Origin of the sequence: Hyalangium sp., assembly GCF_045802625.1 — a bacterium.
GTDB lineage: Bacteria > Myxococcota > Myxococcia > Myxococcales > Myxococcaceae > Hyalangium.
Genome location: NZ_JBJMQP010000229.1, coordinates 39397 through 54998, shown reverse-complemented (window position 1 = coordinate 54998; position 15602 = coordinate 39397). Strand labels below are relative to the sequence as shown.

The window sequence follows — 15602 nt, the reverse complement described above, 5'->3', positions numbered from 1 at the left end:
GTGCGCACGGTGGGGAAGAGCCGGGGCCGTGGCGCGGTGCTGCTCGAGCAGCGCGCGGTCAAGCCCGCCGAGGGGGTGAGCGGCGATGCCGAGGTCTTCTTCCGCGCGGATGCGGGAGATCTCATCCAGCAGAAGCTGCGCGTGCCCAAGCGAGGCGAGTACACGCTGAGCACCGCGGCGCAGAGCGGCGCGCTCCAGTGCCGGTTGGATGATCCGCAGGGCTGGCCCGTGGTGAGGATCCCGGCGCCCTGCACCAGCACGATGACGCTGGCGTCCGGGGGCTACCTGTGGACGCAGCTGCCGCTCACGGTGGAGAGCATGCGCCGCACGTCGCTCGAGCGGGTGCGGCCCACCGTCACCCTGAAGGGCAACGCGGTGCACCCGCTGCAATTCAACGCCTGGGCCCGCGCGGCGCTGGGCCAGGACGGCAAGGACGAGTTCTCGTTCGAGGTGCCCGCGAAGGTGGACGTGGCCTTCGCGCTGACCCACGGGATGCAGGGGCGGCTCTACCTGGTGGGCGCGGACAACCAGCTCAAGCCGGTGGAGACGATCGCGGCGATGACTCCGGAGCTGACGCGCCCCCAGGCGAGCAGCGTGCCCAAGGTGCGCGCGTCCGTGCCGCCGCCTCCACCGCCGCCCGAGGAGACGGAGAGCAGCGGCACGGAGAGCAGCGGCGAGGAAGGCGAGAACGCGAACAGCGAAGACGAGGGCCCCCCAGGCAGGAACTACCAGGACGAAGAGCCGCCCGAGCCGCCCGAGCAGAGCGAGGAGTCCTCTGACTCCGAGCAGGCCGCCGCCCCCGCCGAGCCGTTGCCGGAGACGGACGCTCCTGCTCCGGTGGGCCGGGCGCTGTCACTCGAGCCTGGGCGCTATCGGCTGATCACCGAGCACAGCCGCGGGGATGTGGCGATCACCTACGCCCTCTACCTGCGCGTGGACACGCTGGCTCCGGGGATCGTCCGCGCGGTGAACGCGCCAGACCGCATCCCCCTGCGCCTGCCCGCGGAGGGCACGCTGCGGCTCTCGTCGAAGGGCGACACGGACGTGCGCTGCCGCGTCTTCGACAGCGAGGGACGGTTGGTGGTGGAGAACTCGGATCGCGGCGCGGACTGGAACTGCGCCATCGCCGAGCCGTTCGCCGCGGGAGACTACACGCTGGTGCTCGAGAGCCAGACGCAGCAGCCCGGCCCCACGCGCATCTCCGTGGCGGTGGCGAAGGTGACGGATGCGGGCGTGCTCGCGGACAAGGCCACGCTCAAGCTGGATGCGGGCGTGCAGCGCGCCACGCTCCCCCCGCAGGGCGACACCGTGGTGCAGGAGGTGGCGCTGCGGAGCAAGACGCCCATCTCGTGCGCGCTCGAGGATGACAAGGGCGCGGTCGTCACGCGGCAGCTCGACACGCGCGAGTGCATGCTGCTCGTGCGCCCGGGTGGCGCCACGTGGCGGGTGCGGGTGTGGACGCTGGCCAGCAGCGCCCAGGTGAGCACGGCGCTGGTGACGCACACGGTGGCGCCGTCCTCGGGCGGGGGCCTGGCTCCTACGGTGGCGGCGCTGACCAAGGTTCCGCAGGCCGGCCGGTACCAGACGGGCGCGGGGCTCTACTGCCTGCCCGCCGGGCGGAAGGGGCCGCTCGCGAGCTGCTCGGGAGAAGTCTCGCTGGAGGCCGGGGACTGGATCTTCAGCGGCGCGGGTGGGCAGGAGGCCTCGCTGAAGCTCAACGAGGTGGTGGATGCGCTGGACGGACCGAAGACCGAGCGCGTGCGCCTCACCCGGGACGTGGCGCTGCTGCGGCAGTCCACGCGCTCCCCGGAGCTTCACCTCTTCAAGGCCACCGTGCAGGTGGGAGAGCGGAGCAACCCCGCTTGCGAGCTCGTGGGCGGAACGGCGCGGCAGGATGACTTCATGTGCGTGGCGGCCACCGGCCCCACCCAGCACTCCCTGGCTCGCTGGTGGACTCCCGCGCTCAGCGCCGCCGAGGCGACGGTGACGCGGCTGGCCGTGCCGGTGCCCTCGGCGGCGGGCTCCCTGCAGCCGGGGTTGCAGAACCTGGTCTGGTCGCAGGGCACGGCGCTCCAGCTCCGGATGCCCTCGAACCCCACCCGCGTGCAGCTCGCCCTGCCGCGCAACGCGTGGGCCGTGCAGGTGGACGAGTCGGGCACGGCGGTTGATCTCTGCGCGCCGGCCCAGGCCCTGACGGCCTGCGTGCTCACGGGCAAGGGAGGCTCCGTCTTCGTGTACTCCCCCGAGGAGCCCCGCACGCAGGCGGAGGTGATAGCGATCGATCCGACGCCGCGCCGCGAGAACCTGGAGCGCCTGTACGAGGCGGTGAGCCCCACGCCCGGCCAGCAGTCCCTGGTCTTCACCGCCCAGGCTGCTCCCCGGCAGTTGACGGTCTCCGGGGCGCTGCGCTGCGTGACGACGCTCGATGACGGCACGCGGCTGGAGGGCTGCGACGCCAAGGTCCCGGCGGGCCGCTCGGGCGAGGTGGTGCTGGATCTGGGCGTCGGCGGAGTCCGCGCCGTGCTCACGCCTCCCACGGAGCCGCGCAGCGCGGCGCTCGGCACGCTCGTGGCCCAGGCGGGAGCGGATCTCCCGGCGTCCCGGGCGCTCAAGCTGAGCGGCGCGAGAGTGGAGCGCTCCTTCACGCTCGCCTCGGATGCGGTGGTGCATGTGCGCTCGGACTCGGGCGTGTGTGGCCTCGCCCAGGGGGCGGGGGTGATCCGGGTGCAGGGCAGCGACAAGGGCTGCGCGTTCGATCAGGTGCTCAAGGCCGGCAGCTACCGTCTGGTGGTTCGGGGCTTCGCGGACCGGGCGCTCTCGGGCGCCGCCACCTGGACGCAGGAGCCGGTGAAGGAGCTGAAGGAGGGCGTGGCCAGCGAGGAGAGCTGGATCACTCCCTCGCAGACGCGCTTCTTCCGGTTCTCCACGCAGTCTCCGGGCCAGATCGGCCTGGGGCTCCAGGTGCCGGCGGAGCTGCTCGAGTGCAGCGTGCTCGATCCGGAGCAAAAGGTGCTCGGCGAGGGCTGCCAGCAGTTCCTGCAGCTCGACAAGGGCACCTTCCTGTTGGCGATCCACGCGCCCGCCAACGCGAAACCCCTCAAGTTCAAGCCTGTCCTCGTGGGCCTGGCCGGCGCCAAGGCCGAGATCCCCGAGGAATACCTGCGCGACTTCTTCCAGCGGATTGGAGAGAACCCGTGAAGTACGTTTCCCCGAGAGCCACCGCGCTCCTGGCATTGCTCGCGGTCTTCCCGGTCGCGGCCCAGGACTACCGCCCCGCGGACGAGAGCCAGCGCCCCGAGGGCGGCTCGGTCCGGATCCTCCCCGAGCAGTTCCTGCGAGGGTTTGATCCCGTCACCGTGTACTTCTCCGGCAACGAGGGCCCCGGCAAGCGGCCCGCGGATGACGGCGAGAAGCTGCTGAAGATCACCCCGTCCTGGCCCGGCCAGTACTTCTGGGCGGACAAGAAGACACTCCAGTTCCGGCCCGCCGAGCCGTGGCCGCCGCTGCAGCGCTTCGCCTTCGAGGCCCGCGGCGAGCGCAAGGTGCTGACGACGATGATGTCCGCGCCGTCGGCGATGAGCCCGTACGCGGACAGCACGAACCTGCGGCCCTTCCGCACGCTGACGCTCACCTTCCCGCAGCCGCTGCCGCTGGCGGCGCTCAAGCAGATGCTCACGCTGGAGATCCGGGATCTGCCGGGCCTGGCCGACTCGCCCACGCGGGTGGTGAAGGACTTCAACCTCTCGCAGCTCCCGCGCGACAACCAGCGCAGCCCGGCGGTGTACGCGATCACGCTCGACGAGGACGTGCCCGAGGGCAAGCAGCTCCGGGTGACGGTGAGCCTGGCGCTCGGAGAGGAGGACAAGGCGCTGTGGGTGGGCCGGCTGTCCACGCGGCCCTCCTTCCACCTGCAGTCCATCCAGTGCGGCGCGGCGAGCTTCCCGCTGGTGGGCGGGGCCTCGGTGCCTCGGGACATGGCGCTCTCGTGCGGCAACCAGGGAGATCTGCCGCAGCTCGTCTTCTCCGCGGACGTGCAGGACTTGACGCTCACCGCGCTCAAGAAGCTGGTGCGCCTGGAGCCCGCCGTGCCGGACATGCACTTCGAGAGCTACGGCAGCCGCGTGGCGCTGCGGGGCAAGTTCGTCCCGGACACGCTCTACCAGATGCGGATCTCCGCGGCGCCCATCAAGGACGACAGCGGCCGGCCGCTGCGCGATCCCGGGGACGTGCAGGTGTTCTTCCACCTGGGTTGGAAGACGGCGTTCCTGCGCTGGAGCCAGGCGAACGCGATTGTCGAGGCGAAGGGGCCGCGGATGTTGCCGCTGCAGGGCTACGGGGATGCACGCGCGGACGTGCGCATCTACCGGATCGATCCGCTGCACGAGGGCGTCTGGCCGTTCCCCGAGAGCCCGGTCGTCATCAACGAGGAGAGCGCTCCGCCCTTCCCGGGTGAGGAGCCTTCCACGCCCGCGAACACCGCGGGCTACATCGACGCGCATCAGCTCCAGCAACACATCCGGCTGCTGGGCTCGCCGCTGATCTCGCGCGTGGTGGAGCTGCCGCTGGCGAACAAGAGCGGCTCCACCACCTTCGGGTTGGATCTCGGGCCGCTGCTGGACGAGGCGGTGGGCCGCCAGCGTCCGGGCTCGTACCTGGTGGGCCTGCGCCGGCTCACGGGGGCGCCCGAGCGCGCCTATGTCCGCGTGCAGGTGACGAACCTGTCGCTCACGGCGGTGGAGGAGCGGGATCGGGCGGTGTTCTTCGTCCGCTCGCTGGATGATGCCAAGGAGCTGCGCGGCGCGAAGATCGTGATCGAGGGCCAGCACCTGGTGCCGGATCCCAAGCATCCCGGGTCGACGATCTCCGCGCCGTTCACGCACACGCTCACCACGGACGATGGGGGCCGGGCGACGCTCGGGCCTCAGCCGGACTGGCGGAGCATCAAGCGCATCTCGGTCCAGAGCGGGGATGACATCCTCGTGCTGGATCCGCGCGCTCCGCCCGCCACATTCGCCCAGAACCACTGGTCTCCGTCGTCGAGCTTCCTGGAGTGGATCGGCCAGACGATCCCCTCGCCCAAGAACGATGCGCTGCTCGGGTTCGTCTTCACCGAGCGGCCCATCTACAAGCCCGGCGAGAAGGTCTTCATCAAGGGCTATCTGCGCGACAAGAGCGGAGGTGAGCTGCAGCTCACCGGCGACGCCAACACCTACGAGGTCCGGGTGGAAGGGCCAGGCAACCAGCGCTGGACGCTGCCTACGAAGTTCACCGCGCTCGGGTTCTCGGCGGAGTTCACCGAGAAGGATGTGCCCACGGGCGAGTTCCAAGCCATTATCGCGGTGAAGAACGGAGGGGCCGAGGTGGCCCGCCGCTCGTTCCAGATCGAGGCGTACCGCGTCCCCCAGTTCGAGGTGCAGCTGTCGTCCGCGGGCACGGTGCGGCTGGACGGGCCATTCAAGGTGAAGGCGGTGGCGCGCTACTACGCGGGCGGCAACGTGTCCGGCCAGCCCGTGGCGTGGACGGTGACGCGCCGGCCCTACTACTACGTGCCGAAGGGCCGCGAGGGGTTCCTCTTCGCCTCCAGCACCCAGTTCGCCCGCGAGGGCCAGAGCCGCGCGCCGGAGACGATCCGCCGCAACGCGGAGCTGGACGACGGCGGCGCGGATGAGCTCCAGGTGAACCCGGCGTTGGATCTCGACGGGAGCGCGCGCGTCTACCACTTCGAGGCGACGGTGACGGGCGCGGACAACCAGCCGGTCTCCGCCGTCACCGAGGTGAAGGCGCTGCCGCCGTTCGTGCTCGGGATGAAGCTGCCGCGGTACTCGGAGAAGCCCTTCGAGCTCAAGCCGGAGATCGTCGCGGTGGGAGTGGATGACAAGGCGGTGAAGGGCCAGGAGGTGACGGTGCGGCTGTACCGCCGGGTCTGGCACAGCCAGCTCCGGGAGACGCACTTCGCCACGGGCGACGCCAAGTACGTGACGGAGCAGGAGGACGTGAAGCTGAGCGAGCAGGTGGTCACCACGGACATGCAGCCGGTGTTGCCCGCCTTCGCGCTGAAGGAGGCGGGCGTGTACGTGGTGGAGCTGATCGCTCGCGACAAGCTGGGCCGGGTGCAGACGTTGAACGCGGACCTGTACGTGGGCGGGCAGACGCCGATGGCGTGGAAGAAGCCGCGCCAGGGCGTGTTCGAGCTGGCCACGGACAAGCCGAAGTACCGGCCGGGAGACACCGCGCGCATCATCATCCAGAGCCCGTTCCAGCAGGGCCGGGCGCTGGTGGTGGTCGAGGAGCCGGGCGGCAACACGTACACGTGGCGCGAGGTGTCCGGCGGCAAGGCGGTGTACGAGCTGCCCATCAAGGGCACGCACGTGCCGAACATCCCGGTGCACGTGGCGTTGATGCGCGGACGGTTGGGAGAGGGGAAGACGGAGGACACGCGCTACCGGCCGCAGACGCTGGGAGCCTCGATCGACGTCGAGGTGGAGCCGGTGCGCAACCAGGTGACGGTGGAGCTCAAGCACCCGGAGGCGGCGAGGCCGGGGACGAAGATCCCGGTGGAGATCGCGCTCAAGGACGAGAAGGGCGCGCCGCTGGCGGGCGAGGTGACGCTGTGGCTGGTGGACGAGGCGGTGCTCTCGCTGGCGCCGGAGGGTCCGCTGGATCCGCTGAGCGCGTTCATCACCCGGAACGCGCGGGGCACCACGCTGCGGGACACGCGCAACAGCCTGGTGGGCAAGCTCTTCGAGCAGGAGGAGCCGGGCGGTGACGGAGACGAGGAAGAGTCCAAGGCGATGACGGGCAAGCGCATCGTCCGGAAGAACTTCCAGACGGTGCCCTACTACCAGGCGACGGTGTTGGTGCCCGCGTCGGGGCGGCTCACGGTGGAGGTGCCGCTGTCGGACGATCTGACCAACTTCCGGGTGCGCGCGGTGGCGGCGTCCGGGGCCCAGCGGTTCGGCTTCAAGCAGCAGACGCTGAAGGTGCGGCTGCCGGTGCTGGTGCAGCCACAGCTGCCGCGCTTCGTGCGCCAGGGCGATCGGTTCTGGGGCGGAGCGGTGGGCCGCGTGGTGGAGGGCAACGGGGGGCCGGGCGCGGTGAGCATCCAGCTCTCGGGGCCAGCCGAGGCCCGGCCGTTCAGCCAGGGCGTGGAGCTGCAGCTCAACAAGGCGATGTCGTTCGTCACGCCCATCCAGGTGAAGGAGGCGGACGTGTCGAAGCCGCAGTCGCTCACCGTGCGCGTGGACATGGAGCGCAAGGCCGACAAGGCGGGAGACGCCTTCGAGGTGCAGCTCCCGGTGCTGCCGGATCGAGTGGCGGAGTCGTTCGCGTACTTCGACACGCTGAAGGCGGGGAAGACGGCGCTCAAGCCCATCCCCGAGCCGGTGCGCCCGGGCACGGCCTCGCAGGAGGTGCTGGCCGCGTCCATGCCCGGAGTGCTCGAGCTGTTCGCGGGCCTGGACTACCTGGGCTCATACCCGCACGGCTGCCTCGAGCAGAAGCTGTCGCAGCTCTACCCGGACGTGGTGCAGAGCGTGTTCTTCCAGAAGATGGGGTTGGAGACGGTCTTCTCGAAGCAGGTGAGCGTGCACGTGAAGCGGCTTCAGGAGGAGATGCCCACGTACCAGGATCCGAGCGGCCTGTTCGCCTTCTGGCCGGGCGGGCCGGGCGACGTGCAGGTGACGGCGCAGGCGGTGGAGTTCCTCGAGTCCGCGAAGAAGGCGGGGATGCCGGTGGAGGCCAAGCTGCTGGATCGCGCCACCGAGGCGCTCAAGCGCGTGCTGCGCAGCGACTACGCCGGGCTGCTGCCGGAGTGGCGGTACAACCAGCAGGTGGCGGCGCTCCGGGCGCTCGGGGGCGTGGGCGCGCTGGACGAGAGCTACCTCATCGACTTGTTCCACCAGCGGGAGCGGATGGATGTGATGGCGCTCGCGGACCTGGCGAGCACCATGTCGAGGGATCCAAAGGCTTACCGGACGAACCTGGAGGCGCTGAAGGGCGAGCTGTGGGATCGGGTGATCATCAAGCTCAACAAGGGCAAGCCGACGTTCGAGGGCATCCAGGAGGGGCGCAGCTACTGGGGCTATGGCTTCCTGTCGTCCCAGCCGTCCATGGTGGCCTCCATCTTCGAGGCGCTGCTGCGCTTGGATCCGGATGACAGCCGGCACGAGCTGATGCGGGATGCGCTCCTGTCGTACGCGAACGCGACGCAGGGCTTCCAGAGCACCTACGAGAACCGGCGAGCCATCGCCGCGCTGTCGCTCTACCTGGATCGCGCGAAGCCGAACGTGCCGAACTCCACGGTGGCGCTCACCTCGGGCAAGACGCTCACGGTGAACGGGGACACCAAGACGGCGAGGGTGACGCTGGCCACGGACAAGCCGCAGGAGGCGACGGTGACGGGCGGGCCGGTGGGCGTGCGCGTGGCCTACAAGTACGTGCCCGCCGCGCCGGGAGATCAGGTGACGTCGACGCAGCGAGGGTTCCTCGTCTCGCGCAGCGCCACCCACCTGCACGCGGATGGCTCGGACCAGACGCGCTTCCAGGACAAGGCGGGGCAGACGGAGGCGCTGAAGCTGGGCGACATCCTGGAGCTCCACGTGCAGCTGGTGAACGACCAGGTGCGGCCGCACGTGGCGCTGGTGGTGCCGTTCGCCGCGGGCCTGGAGCCGCTCAACCCGGCGCTGGAGAACGCGGGCTCGGACGCGAAGCCCTCGCAGGAGGACTCGATCGCGCCGGCGTACGTGCAGCGGCTGGACAACGAGGTGCGCTACTACTTCCTGCAACTACCGCAGGGGACGCACACGTTCCACTTCCGGGTCCGCGCGGCGACGGAGGGCTCCTTCGTGCACCCGGCGCCGTACGCCGAGCAGATGTACCGCCAGGAGGTGCGAGGCCGCGGCGAGGGCATGCGGATCGTGATCCAGGGGGATCATGAGCGTTAGGAGGACAGCGGCGGACGCCTGGAGGCGTCTTGCCCCTCGACTCCGCTCGAGGCGTATGTGGCTGGCGCTCGCGGTGCTGCTGGTGGGCGCCGGAGCGCTGTACGTGCACACCTTGAAGGACGGGCTCCGCACCCTCGAGCCCTCGCGGCTGGTCGTCGATCGCCGGGGCCGGTACCTGGGTGAGGTGCCCGCGGGGGACGGGGAGCTGGGCTACTGGCCGTTGCCGTACGTGATGCCCGAGAAGGTGGTGGCGGCGACGCTCGTCACCGAGGATCGGCACTTCCACGAGCACTCGGGCGTCTACCTGCCGTCGGTGGCGCGGGCGGTGCTGCAGAACGTGAAGAACGTTCGAGTCATCTCGGGCGCGTCGACAATCGCGATGCAGGTGGCGCGCATGCAGGAGCCGGGAGGGCGCACGCTGTTCCGGAAGGTCACCGAGGCGCTGGAGGCGCTGCTGCTGATCCGCAAGCACGGGCACGAGCAGGTGCTGCGGCAGTACCTGACGCTGGCGCCCTACGGGAACCGGGCGCACGGGGTGGTCCGGGCGGCGCGGCTGTACTTCGACAAGCCGGTGGAGGATCTCTCGTGGGCGCAGGCGGCCTTCCTGGCCGGGCTGCCGCAGATGCCGGGCCGCATGAGCCCGTACACGCCGGATGGGCTGCGGCGAGCGAAGAAGCGCAGCCACCGGATCCTCCGAGCGCTCCACGCGCAGGGCTTGCTGTCGGCCGACGAGCTGGAGCAGTCGCTCCACGAGGACCTGGGGCTGGTGCCGCGCCCCCGGCGTCGGCCCGAGGCGATGCACGCGGTCCTCGAGTGGAGCGCGCAGGCGAAGCGCCGGAACAGTCCCATCTCGGTGGCGACGCTCGATCTGGAGCTCCAGGAGAAGGCGGCGGCAATCCTGAGGGACAACCTGGCGCGCATTGAAGAGTCGGGAGCGGGCAACACCTCGGCGCTGGTGGTGGACACGATCACCGGAGACATCCTGGCGTGGGTGGGCTCGCGGGACTTCTTCTCGGAGGAGCACAAGGGGGCGATCGACTTCGTGCGCACGAGGCGTTCTCCGGGCTCGGCGCTCAAGCCGTTCCTGTACGCGCTGGGGCTGGAGAAGGGTTCGTTCACCGCCGCGTCGGAGCTGCCGGACACGCCGATGGACGTGCGGAGCGACACGGGCGGCGCATACATGCCGGAGAACATCAACCACACCTTCATGGGGCCCATGCTGTTGCGAGAGGCGCTGGCGAACTCGCGCAACATCCCCGCGCTGCGAGTGCTCTCGGAGGTGGGAGTGGAGCCCGCGCTGCGCTTCTTCGAGAAGGCGGGGGTAGGGGAGATCAGCTGGGAGCCGGACAGCTACGGGCTGGGGCTCGCGATTGGAAACCTGCCGGTGACGCTGGAGGAGCTGGCCGGGCTGTACGGGGTGCTCGCGCGAGAGGGCGAGAGCCTGCCCCTGCGCCGCTTCGTGGACGAGCCCCCGGTGGCGCCGAAGCGGCTGCTGAACCGGGAGGCCGCGCAGCTGGTGAGGCACATCCTCTCGGATCCGCTGGCGCGCCGGCCGATGTTCCCCGTGGGCGGAGCGCTGGACTTTCCCTACGCGGTGGCGGTGAAGACGGGCACGAGCCAGGGCTACCGGGACGCGTGGACGGTGGCGTTCAGCGATCGGCTCCTCGTGGCGGTGTGGGTGGGCAATCACGACTGGAGGCGGATGCGAGGCGTGGGAGGAGCCAATGGAGCCGCCGCCGCGGCGCACCGGATCATGGATCTGGTGATGGCGGAGCACCGCCCGTGGCAGCCGATCCTGGACTCATTCCCGCCGCCGGAGGGAGCGGTGGCGGTGGATGTTTGCCCATTGTCGGGGAGGCTCGCGAGCGCGGACTGTCCGCACCGCAAGAGCGAGTGGTTCTTGCCGGGCAGCGCGCCCACGGAGAGCTGCCCATTCCATACGAAGGTGAAGCTGGATCGTCGCAACGGGCTCCGAGCGAGCGCCACCTGCCCGGCCTCGGATGTCATCACGCGGGTGATGCTGGATCTGCCGGACACGTATACGCAGTGGGCGCGAAGCCAGCACCTGGACGTGGCGCCGCAGCAGGAGAGCCCGCTGTGCCCGAGCCGTGAAGAGTCCATGCAGCCGAAGGTGGTCATCCGAGAGCCGCGAGGCACGGTGCGCTTGCTCTTTGATCCAGACACACCGGCCTCGGCCTCCACGCTGCGGCTGACGGCGGAGGTGACGCCCAGCACGGAGCCAATCGTATGGCTCGTGGACGGGGTGCCAGTGGCGACCGTGTCCTATCCCTACGAGTACCGCTGGAGCGTGACGCCGGGGAAACACATCATCACCGCTGCGATGTCCCGGCACGCGGAGGTGAGCCCCCCGCTCACCGTGGTGGTCGAGGACTGAGACAGCTTACTTTAAGCGGACCTTCAGGTGCTCTACGGAGCCGTTCGGTCGGCCCATGAAGGCATCGAGCAACCGTTCCTCAATGCCGTGTTGTTCCCAGACGGCCGCTCGCTCGAGACCGATACACTCATGAGGTTCAGCGTCTCTCTCATTCCCCGCTGTGTCCCAGATAACGCATTTACGGAAGTCCCCGATGTCTTGCGTGAATTGAACCACCGGTTGAGCGAGGTGGTCTTCCAACTCTCGCCGCCCGATGATTTCCCATACGTTCAAGGCCAGGTGGCGGAAGGCTGTCTTGAAGAGGACAGGCTTTGACGCGATCCGGTCCAGATCGGAGTCTGGCTCCAAGGTCCTGTAGTTGTAGAAGGCGGCATACGGCGCTTCCAGCAACCTTCCGTAGCCGAAAGAACCATCGCTCAGGGCGATTCTGACAAACGTCCCTGGCTTCTGGAGTTGTTTGCCCATCTCTCAATCTCCCGTGTACGGGGCCAGCATGCCCCATTTGGCGGTTGCGGCCTCGTGGAATTGCCTGCCCTGTTTATGGTCTCGTGCCACGGCGCGTATAGCATTCTCGGTTCGATCCGGCTGTCCCTTTTTCCGGGTGTCGGATTGGGCACCTCCGTGGGAGTCAATCAGTTGTTGCTCTCTTCCACGGATTCGCAGGTAGGCGATGTCCCGGTACCTGTTTCCGTAGTCGGTCGCGGTCCCGACATCGTATTGGTCAAGCACAGCGAAGTCGAACGTGGGGTTGCTCGGCTCATCATTTTCATCGGGCTGATGATTCGAATTCCGTGTGTCGACAGCGTGGGCGCCGTGCTCAGCGTCAATAGCAAGAAGCCGCAGACGAGGTGTTTTGTGCTCATGGGCTATGGAGAAGAGAGAGTATTGCACAAAGCGACCGGCCATAAACATGCAGGGCCACCTGGCGGCCGGCCAGGCAGACGGGCCTGACCTCGGCCCCGCGCAACCCCTCCAAAGAGGGCTTGGTGACGTCCACCCAGCCCCCCGGCCTCCTGCCTGCTGCTCCTCCACCGGAGGACCCCCAGGATGAAAGGAGAGCAAGGAGAACCACCATGCAAACTCAAGACACGACCCAGTCCTGGTCCGGGCTGGGGGTCGGCACGGATCGGCAGACCTTCCTGCGCAAGATCGCCGAGCAACTCCCGGAATATGATCCGGCGCAGGCCGTCGAGGCTGTGTTCTGCGCGCTGACCGAGCGCTTGCCCGGCGGCATCGTCCAGCAACTCTTCGAGCAGCTCAGCCCCGATGTGCGCGACATCGTGGGACGCTGTCAGAAGCGCATCGAGGCGGGGCCGGAGAAGATCGACAAGGACGACTTCTACCTGCACGTGGCCAACCACCTGAACGCCGAGCCGGAGAACGTGCGGCTCGTGCTCTTCACCGTCTTCTCGGCGCTGCAATCGCAGATCACGGAGGCCGAGTCCGAGAAGGTGGCCAGCCAACTCCCCGACTTCGTGAAGGGCACCTGGCAGGATGCGCGCCGATGGGTCGACAGGCCGTACTGAGCACCGGCCGAGAGCGGCGCCGCTAGCCCACGAGGTCGCGCCGCCACTGCGCGATCATCTCCGCCCGCCGCTCCAGCCGTGGCTTCAGCCACCGAGGCAGCAGCCACGCCGCAGCCACCTGGACCGCACAGGCAGCAACCCCCGAGATCTTCGTCTCGATGGGGGCCTCGGCCGTCACCACGAGCAGTGCCACGCCCAGGGCGCCCAGCGACGCAAGCCACGGAGCCCACCGAGCGGCCAGCTTGCTCGCCAGCAGCCGGCGATCGAGCAGCGCGACGATCTCATCCGGCGTGAGCGCCACCCTGGCCGAGGCCATGCGCCGCAGCCGCAGGAACAGCGCGCCCAGCACCACCGACACCCCAATGAGGAACAGGGCCATCGCGCGTGCATGCGGGCTCGAGTCCGTGGCCAACAGTGCGATGCCGACAGCGGACTCGCCGGCCACCACCACGAAGAGCCCCGCGCCGAGCAGCCGATGCCGGCGGGCTTGCCGATCCAGATCCACGCGGAGCGCCTCAGGCACTTGCGTCACGCCACGAAATCCCGCCTGCCATCGCTTCAGTTCGTCGTCACTCATGGCACATCCTCCTTCAGTAAAGAGCGCAGCGCGGAGCGCGCTCGGGTCAACCGCACCGCCACGTTTCCCTCGGAGATCCCCAGCGCCGCGGCGATCTCCGCGTGCGGAAGCTCCTCCAGCGCCAGCGTCAGCACCTGCCGCAGCGGGGGAGACAGGCTCCGAATCGCGGTGAAGAGCCGGTCCACGTCCTCGCGCTGCTGCGTCTGCGCGTCCGGGTGCGGAGCGGGATCCACCAGCTCGTCGGGCAGGCTCTCCGGGTTCCGGCGCCGCCAGAGGTGGTTCAGCCCGCGGTTGTGGGCCACGCGCAGCACGAAGGCGCGCTCGGAGCACTCGCCCCGGAAGCGGGGGAGCGCATTCCAGAGCGCCAGCGCGATGTCCTGGGCGAGATCCTCCTCATCCGAGCCGGACCGGGCATAGCTGCGAATCACTCGCGCGAGCGCGGGCCCGTACTCGTTGCGGATGCGCTCGTAGCGCGTTTGGCGGCTCTCGATCATGCACAGAGATGAGTCCCAGGACCCGGGCAAACCTTACGAGCAGAACGGCCAGACCCACGAACCCCGCGATCTCTCTTGGGCGTTTCGTTGTCTAATTGCTCTGGTAACCTCAGGTTACGCGCGCTCCGGCCATGGGCAGCCGGACACAGGCGCGGCAAAGCGATAGATAGGAGAGGCCATCCGTTGCCTTCTTGGAGTCCGTTCCCCGTGCAGATTCGGCCCGTGCTGTTCGCGTGGTGGTTGTCCCTCCTGCCTCTTGGCATCCTGGGCTGCAGCGGCGCGCACGGGGTCTCACAAGGCGCGCCGGTCTCCGGCTTCGAGATCGTCCAGCGCTGGCCGCATGATCCCAAGGCCTTCACCGAGGGACTCCTCTACCGGGACGGCCGGCTGTACGAGAGCACGGGCCTCAACGGGTCCTCGGACTTCCGCGAGGTGGACCTCGAGACGGGGCAGGTGCTGCGCAGCCGGGAGCTGGATCAGAAGTACTTCGGTGAAGGGCTCGCGCTCTTCGGAGGCAAGCTCTACCAGCTCACCTGGCGCTCCCAGGTGGGCTTCACCTACGACGCCGCGACGTTCCAGCCCACGGGGCAGTTCAGCTACACCGGGGAAGGCTGGGGGCTGACGGATGACGGCACGTCGCTGATCATGAGCGACGGCACCAGCACGCTGCGCTTCCTGGATCCGGCCACGCTCGCCGTCCAGCGCACCCTCAAGGTGACGGACGAGGGCCGCGAGGTGACGCAGCTGAACGAGCTGGAGTACGTGAAGGGAGAGATCTACGCGAACGTGTGGCGGACCAACCTCATCGCGCGGATCGATCCAGTCACGGGACACGTGACGGGGTGGGTTGATCTCACGGGACTGCTGGCGCCCAGCGAGCGCAGCGGGAACGAGGACGTGCTGAACGGGATCGCCTACGACGCGGCCACGGACCGGCTGTGGGTGACAGGAAAGCTGTGGCCGCGGCTGTTCGAGATTCGCGTCGTTCCCAGGTGAAGGGGCCCAGGCTCCCTCTGTACTCGGAGCCTGAGGTATCCTCTGGGAACCCCATGGCGAACTCCCACATTGTCACCCAGGGCGAATGCATGCAGACGATAGCCCGTCGGCATGGCTTCGCGGACGCGATGGCAATCTGGAACCATCCCAGCAACCAGGAGCTGCGCAACCGGCGGAAGAGCCCGAACGTCCTCGCGCCTGGGGACGTCGTCCACATCCCGGACTTGAAGAAGAAGGTCGCCGAGTGCGCGACCGGGAAGAACCACAAGTTCAGGCTCCGGTTCGCCACGCGCGATGTGCATGTGGTCTTCAAGGACGCGGATGGAGAGCCCATCGCCAACTCACCCTACGTGCTGCGAGTCGGGGACGACGAGCGGCAGGGGCAGACCGGCGCTGACGGCGCGGTCCGCGAGAAGGGCTTTCATCCCGGCGAGACCCGGGCGGAGATCGAGCTGACGGACCTGGGGATCAAGCGTACGCTCCTCATCGGGCACCTCGATCCGCACCACGACGAGTCCGGCTGGCGCCAGCGGCTGGCCAACCTGGGCTATGACAGCAACGAGGAGGGGCTAGCGGAGTTCGCGCGTGATCAGGAGCTGCCGGAAGGCACCGACGCCGAGAAGATCCGCGACGCGCTGTATGAGCAAAGCAAGAGCTGAGGGCTCTGGTCGC

Annotated in this window: 9 protein-coding genes; 6 read left to right on the top strand and 3 right to left on the bottom strand. The window is 68.9% G+C overall.

Features of this window, described 5'->3' with window-relative positions:
• The 3 genes from ACJ8AT_RS36075 to pbpC all read left to right on the top strand — a co-directional run.
• On the top strand, positions 1–3198 hold a 3198-nt coding region (locus tag ACJ8AT_RS36075), incomplete at its 5' end, for a hypothetical protein (RefSeq protein ID WP_407742511.1).
• Entirely contained in the window at positions 3195–8942 is a 5748-nt protein-coding gene (locus ACJ8AT_RS36070; RefSeq protein WP_407742510.1) for an alpha-2-macroglobulin, read from the top strand. The genes ACJ8AT_RS36075 and ACJ8AT_RS36070, both read left to right, overlap by 4 nt.
• A gap of 55 nt (positions 8943–8997) precedes the next feature.
• Positions 8998–11337 carry a penicillin-binding protein 1C gene (gene pbpC, locus ACJ8AT_RS36065; protein ID WP_407742509.1) on the top strand — a complete coding sequence of 780 codons (2340 nt, stop codon included), beginning with the start codon at positions 8998–9000 and terminating at the stop codon, positions 11335–11337.
• Positions 11338–11343: 6 nt separating this feature from the next.
• Here pbpC and ACJ8AT_RS36060 read toward each other — a convergent pair whose 3' ends face one another.
• Positions 11344–11802 carry an immunity 26/phosphotriesterase HocA family protein gene (locus ACJ8AT_RS36060; protein ID WP_407742508.1) on the bottom strand — a complete coding sequence of 153 codons (459 nt, stop codon included), beginning with the start codon at positions 11800–11802 and terminating at the stop codon, positions 11344–11346.
• A gap of 608 nt (positions 11803–12410) precedes the next feature.
• Between ACJ8AT_RS36060 and ACJ8AT_RS36055 the strand changes: the two genes are divergently transcribed.
• The gene (locus tag ACJ8AT_RS36055) at positions 12411–12863 is read left to right on the top strand and encodes a DUF2267 domain-containing protein (protein ID WP_407742507.1); all 453 of its coding nucleotides are present in this window, start codon (positions 12411–12413) and stop codon (positions 12861–12863) included.
• 22 nt (positions 12864–12885) lie between these two features.
• Here the strand turns inward: ACJ8AT_RS36055 and ACJ8AT_RS36050 are convergent, their stop codons facing one another.
• Both ACJ8AT_RS36050 and ACJ8AT_RS36045 read right to left on the bottom strand, forming a co-directional pair.
• Positions 12886–13440, bottom strand: a complete 555-nt coding sequence (locus tag ACJ8AT_RS36050) for a hypothetical protein (protein WP_407742506.1) — start codon at positions 13438–13440, stop codon at positions 12886–12888.
• On the bottom strand, positions 13437–13934 hold the full coding sequence (locus tag ACJ8AT_RS36045) for an RNA polymerase sigma factor (RefSeq protein WP_407742505.1): 498 nt from the start codon (positions 13932–13934) through the stop codon (positions 13437–13439). The genes ACJ8AT_RS36050 and ACJ8AT_RS36045 overlap by 4 nt, the downstream gene beginning before the upstream one ends.
• Positions 13935–14141: 207 nt before the next feature.
• Between ACJ8AT_RS36045 and ACJ8AT_RS36040 the strand changes: the two genes are divergently transcribed.
• On the top strand, positions 14142–14930 hold the full coding sequence (locus tag ACJ8AT_RS36040) for a glutaminyl-peptide cyclotransferase (protein ID WP_407742504.1): 789 nt from the start codon (positions 14142–14144) through the stop codon (positions 14928–14930).
• A 53-nt stretch (positions 14931–14983) separates the two neighbouring features.
• Positions 14984–15589, top strand: a complete 606-nt coding sequence (locus ACJ8AT_RS36035; protein ID WP_407742503.1) for a hypothetical protein — start codon at positions 14984–14986, stop codon at positions 15587–15589.
• Positions 15590–15602: the final 13 nt, after the last annotated feature.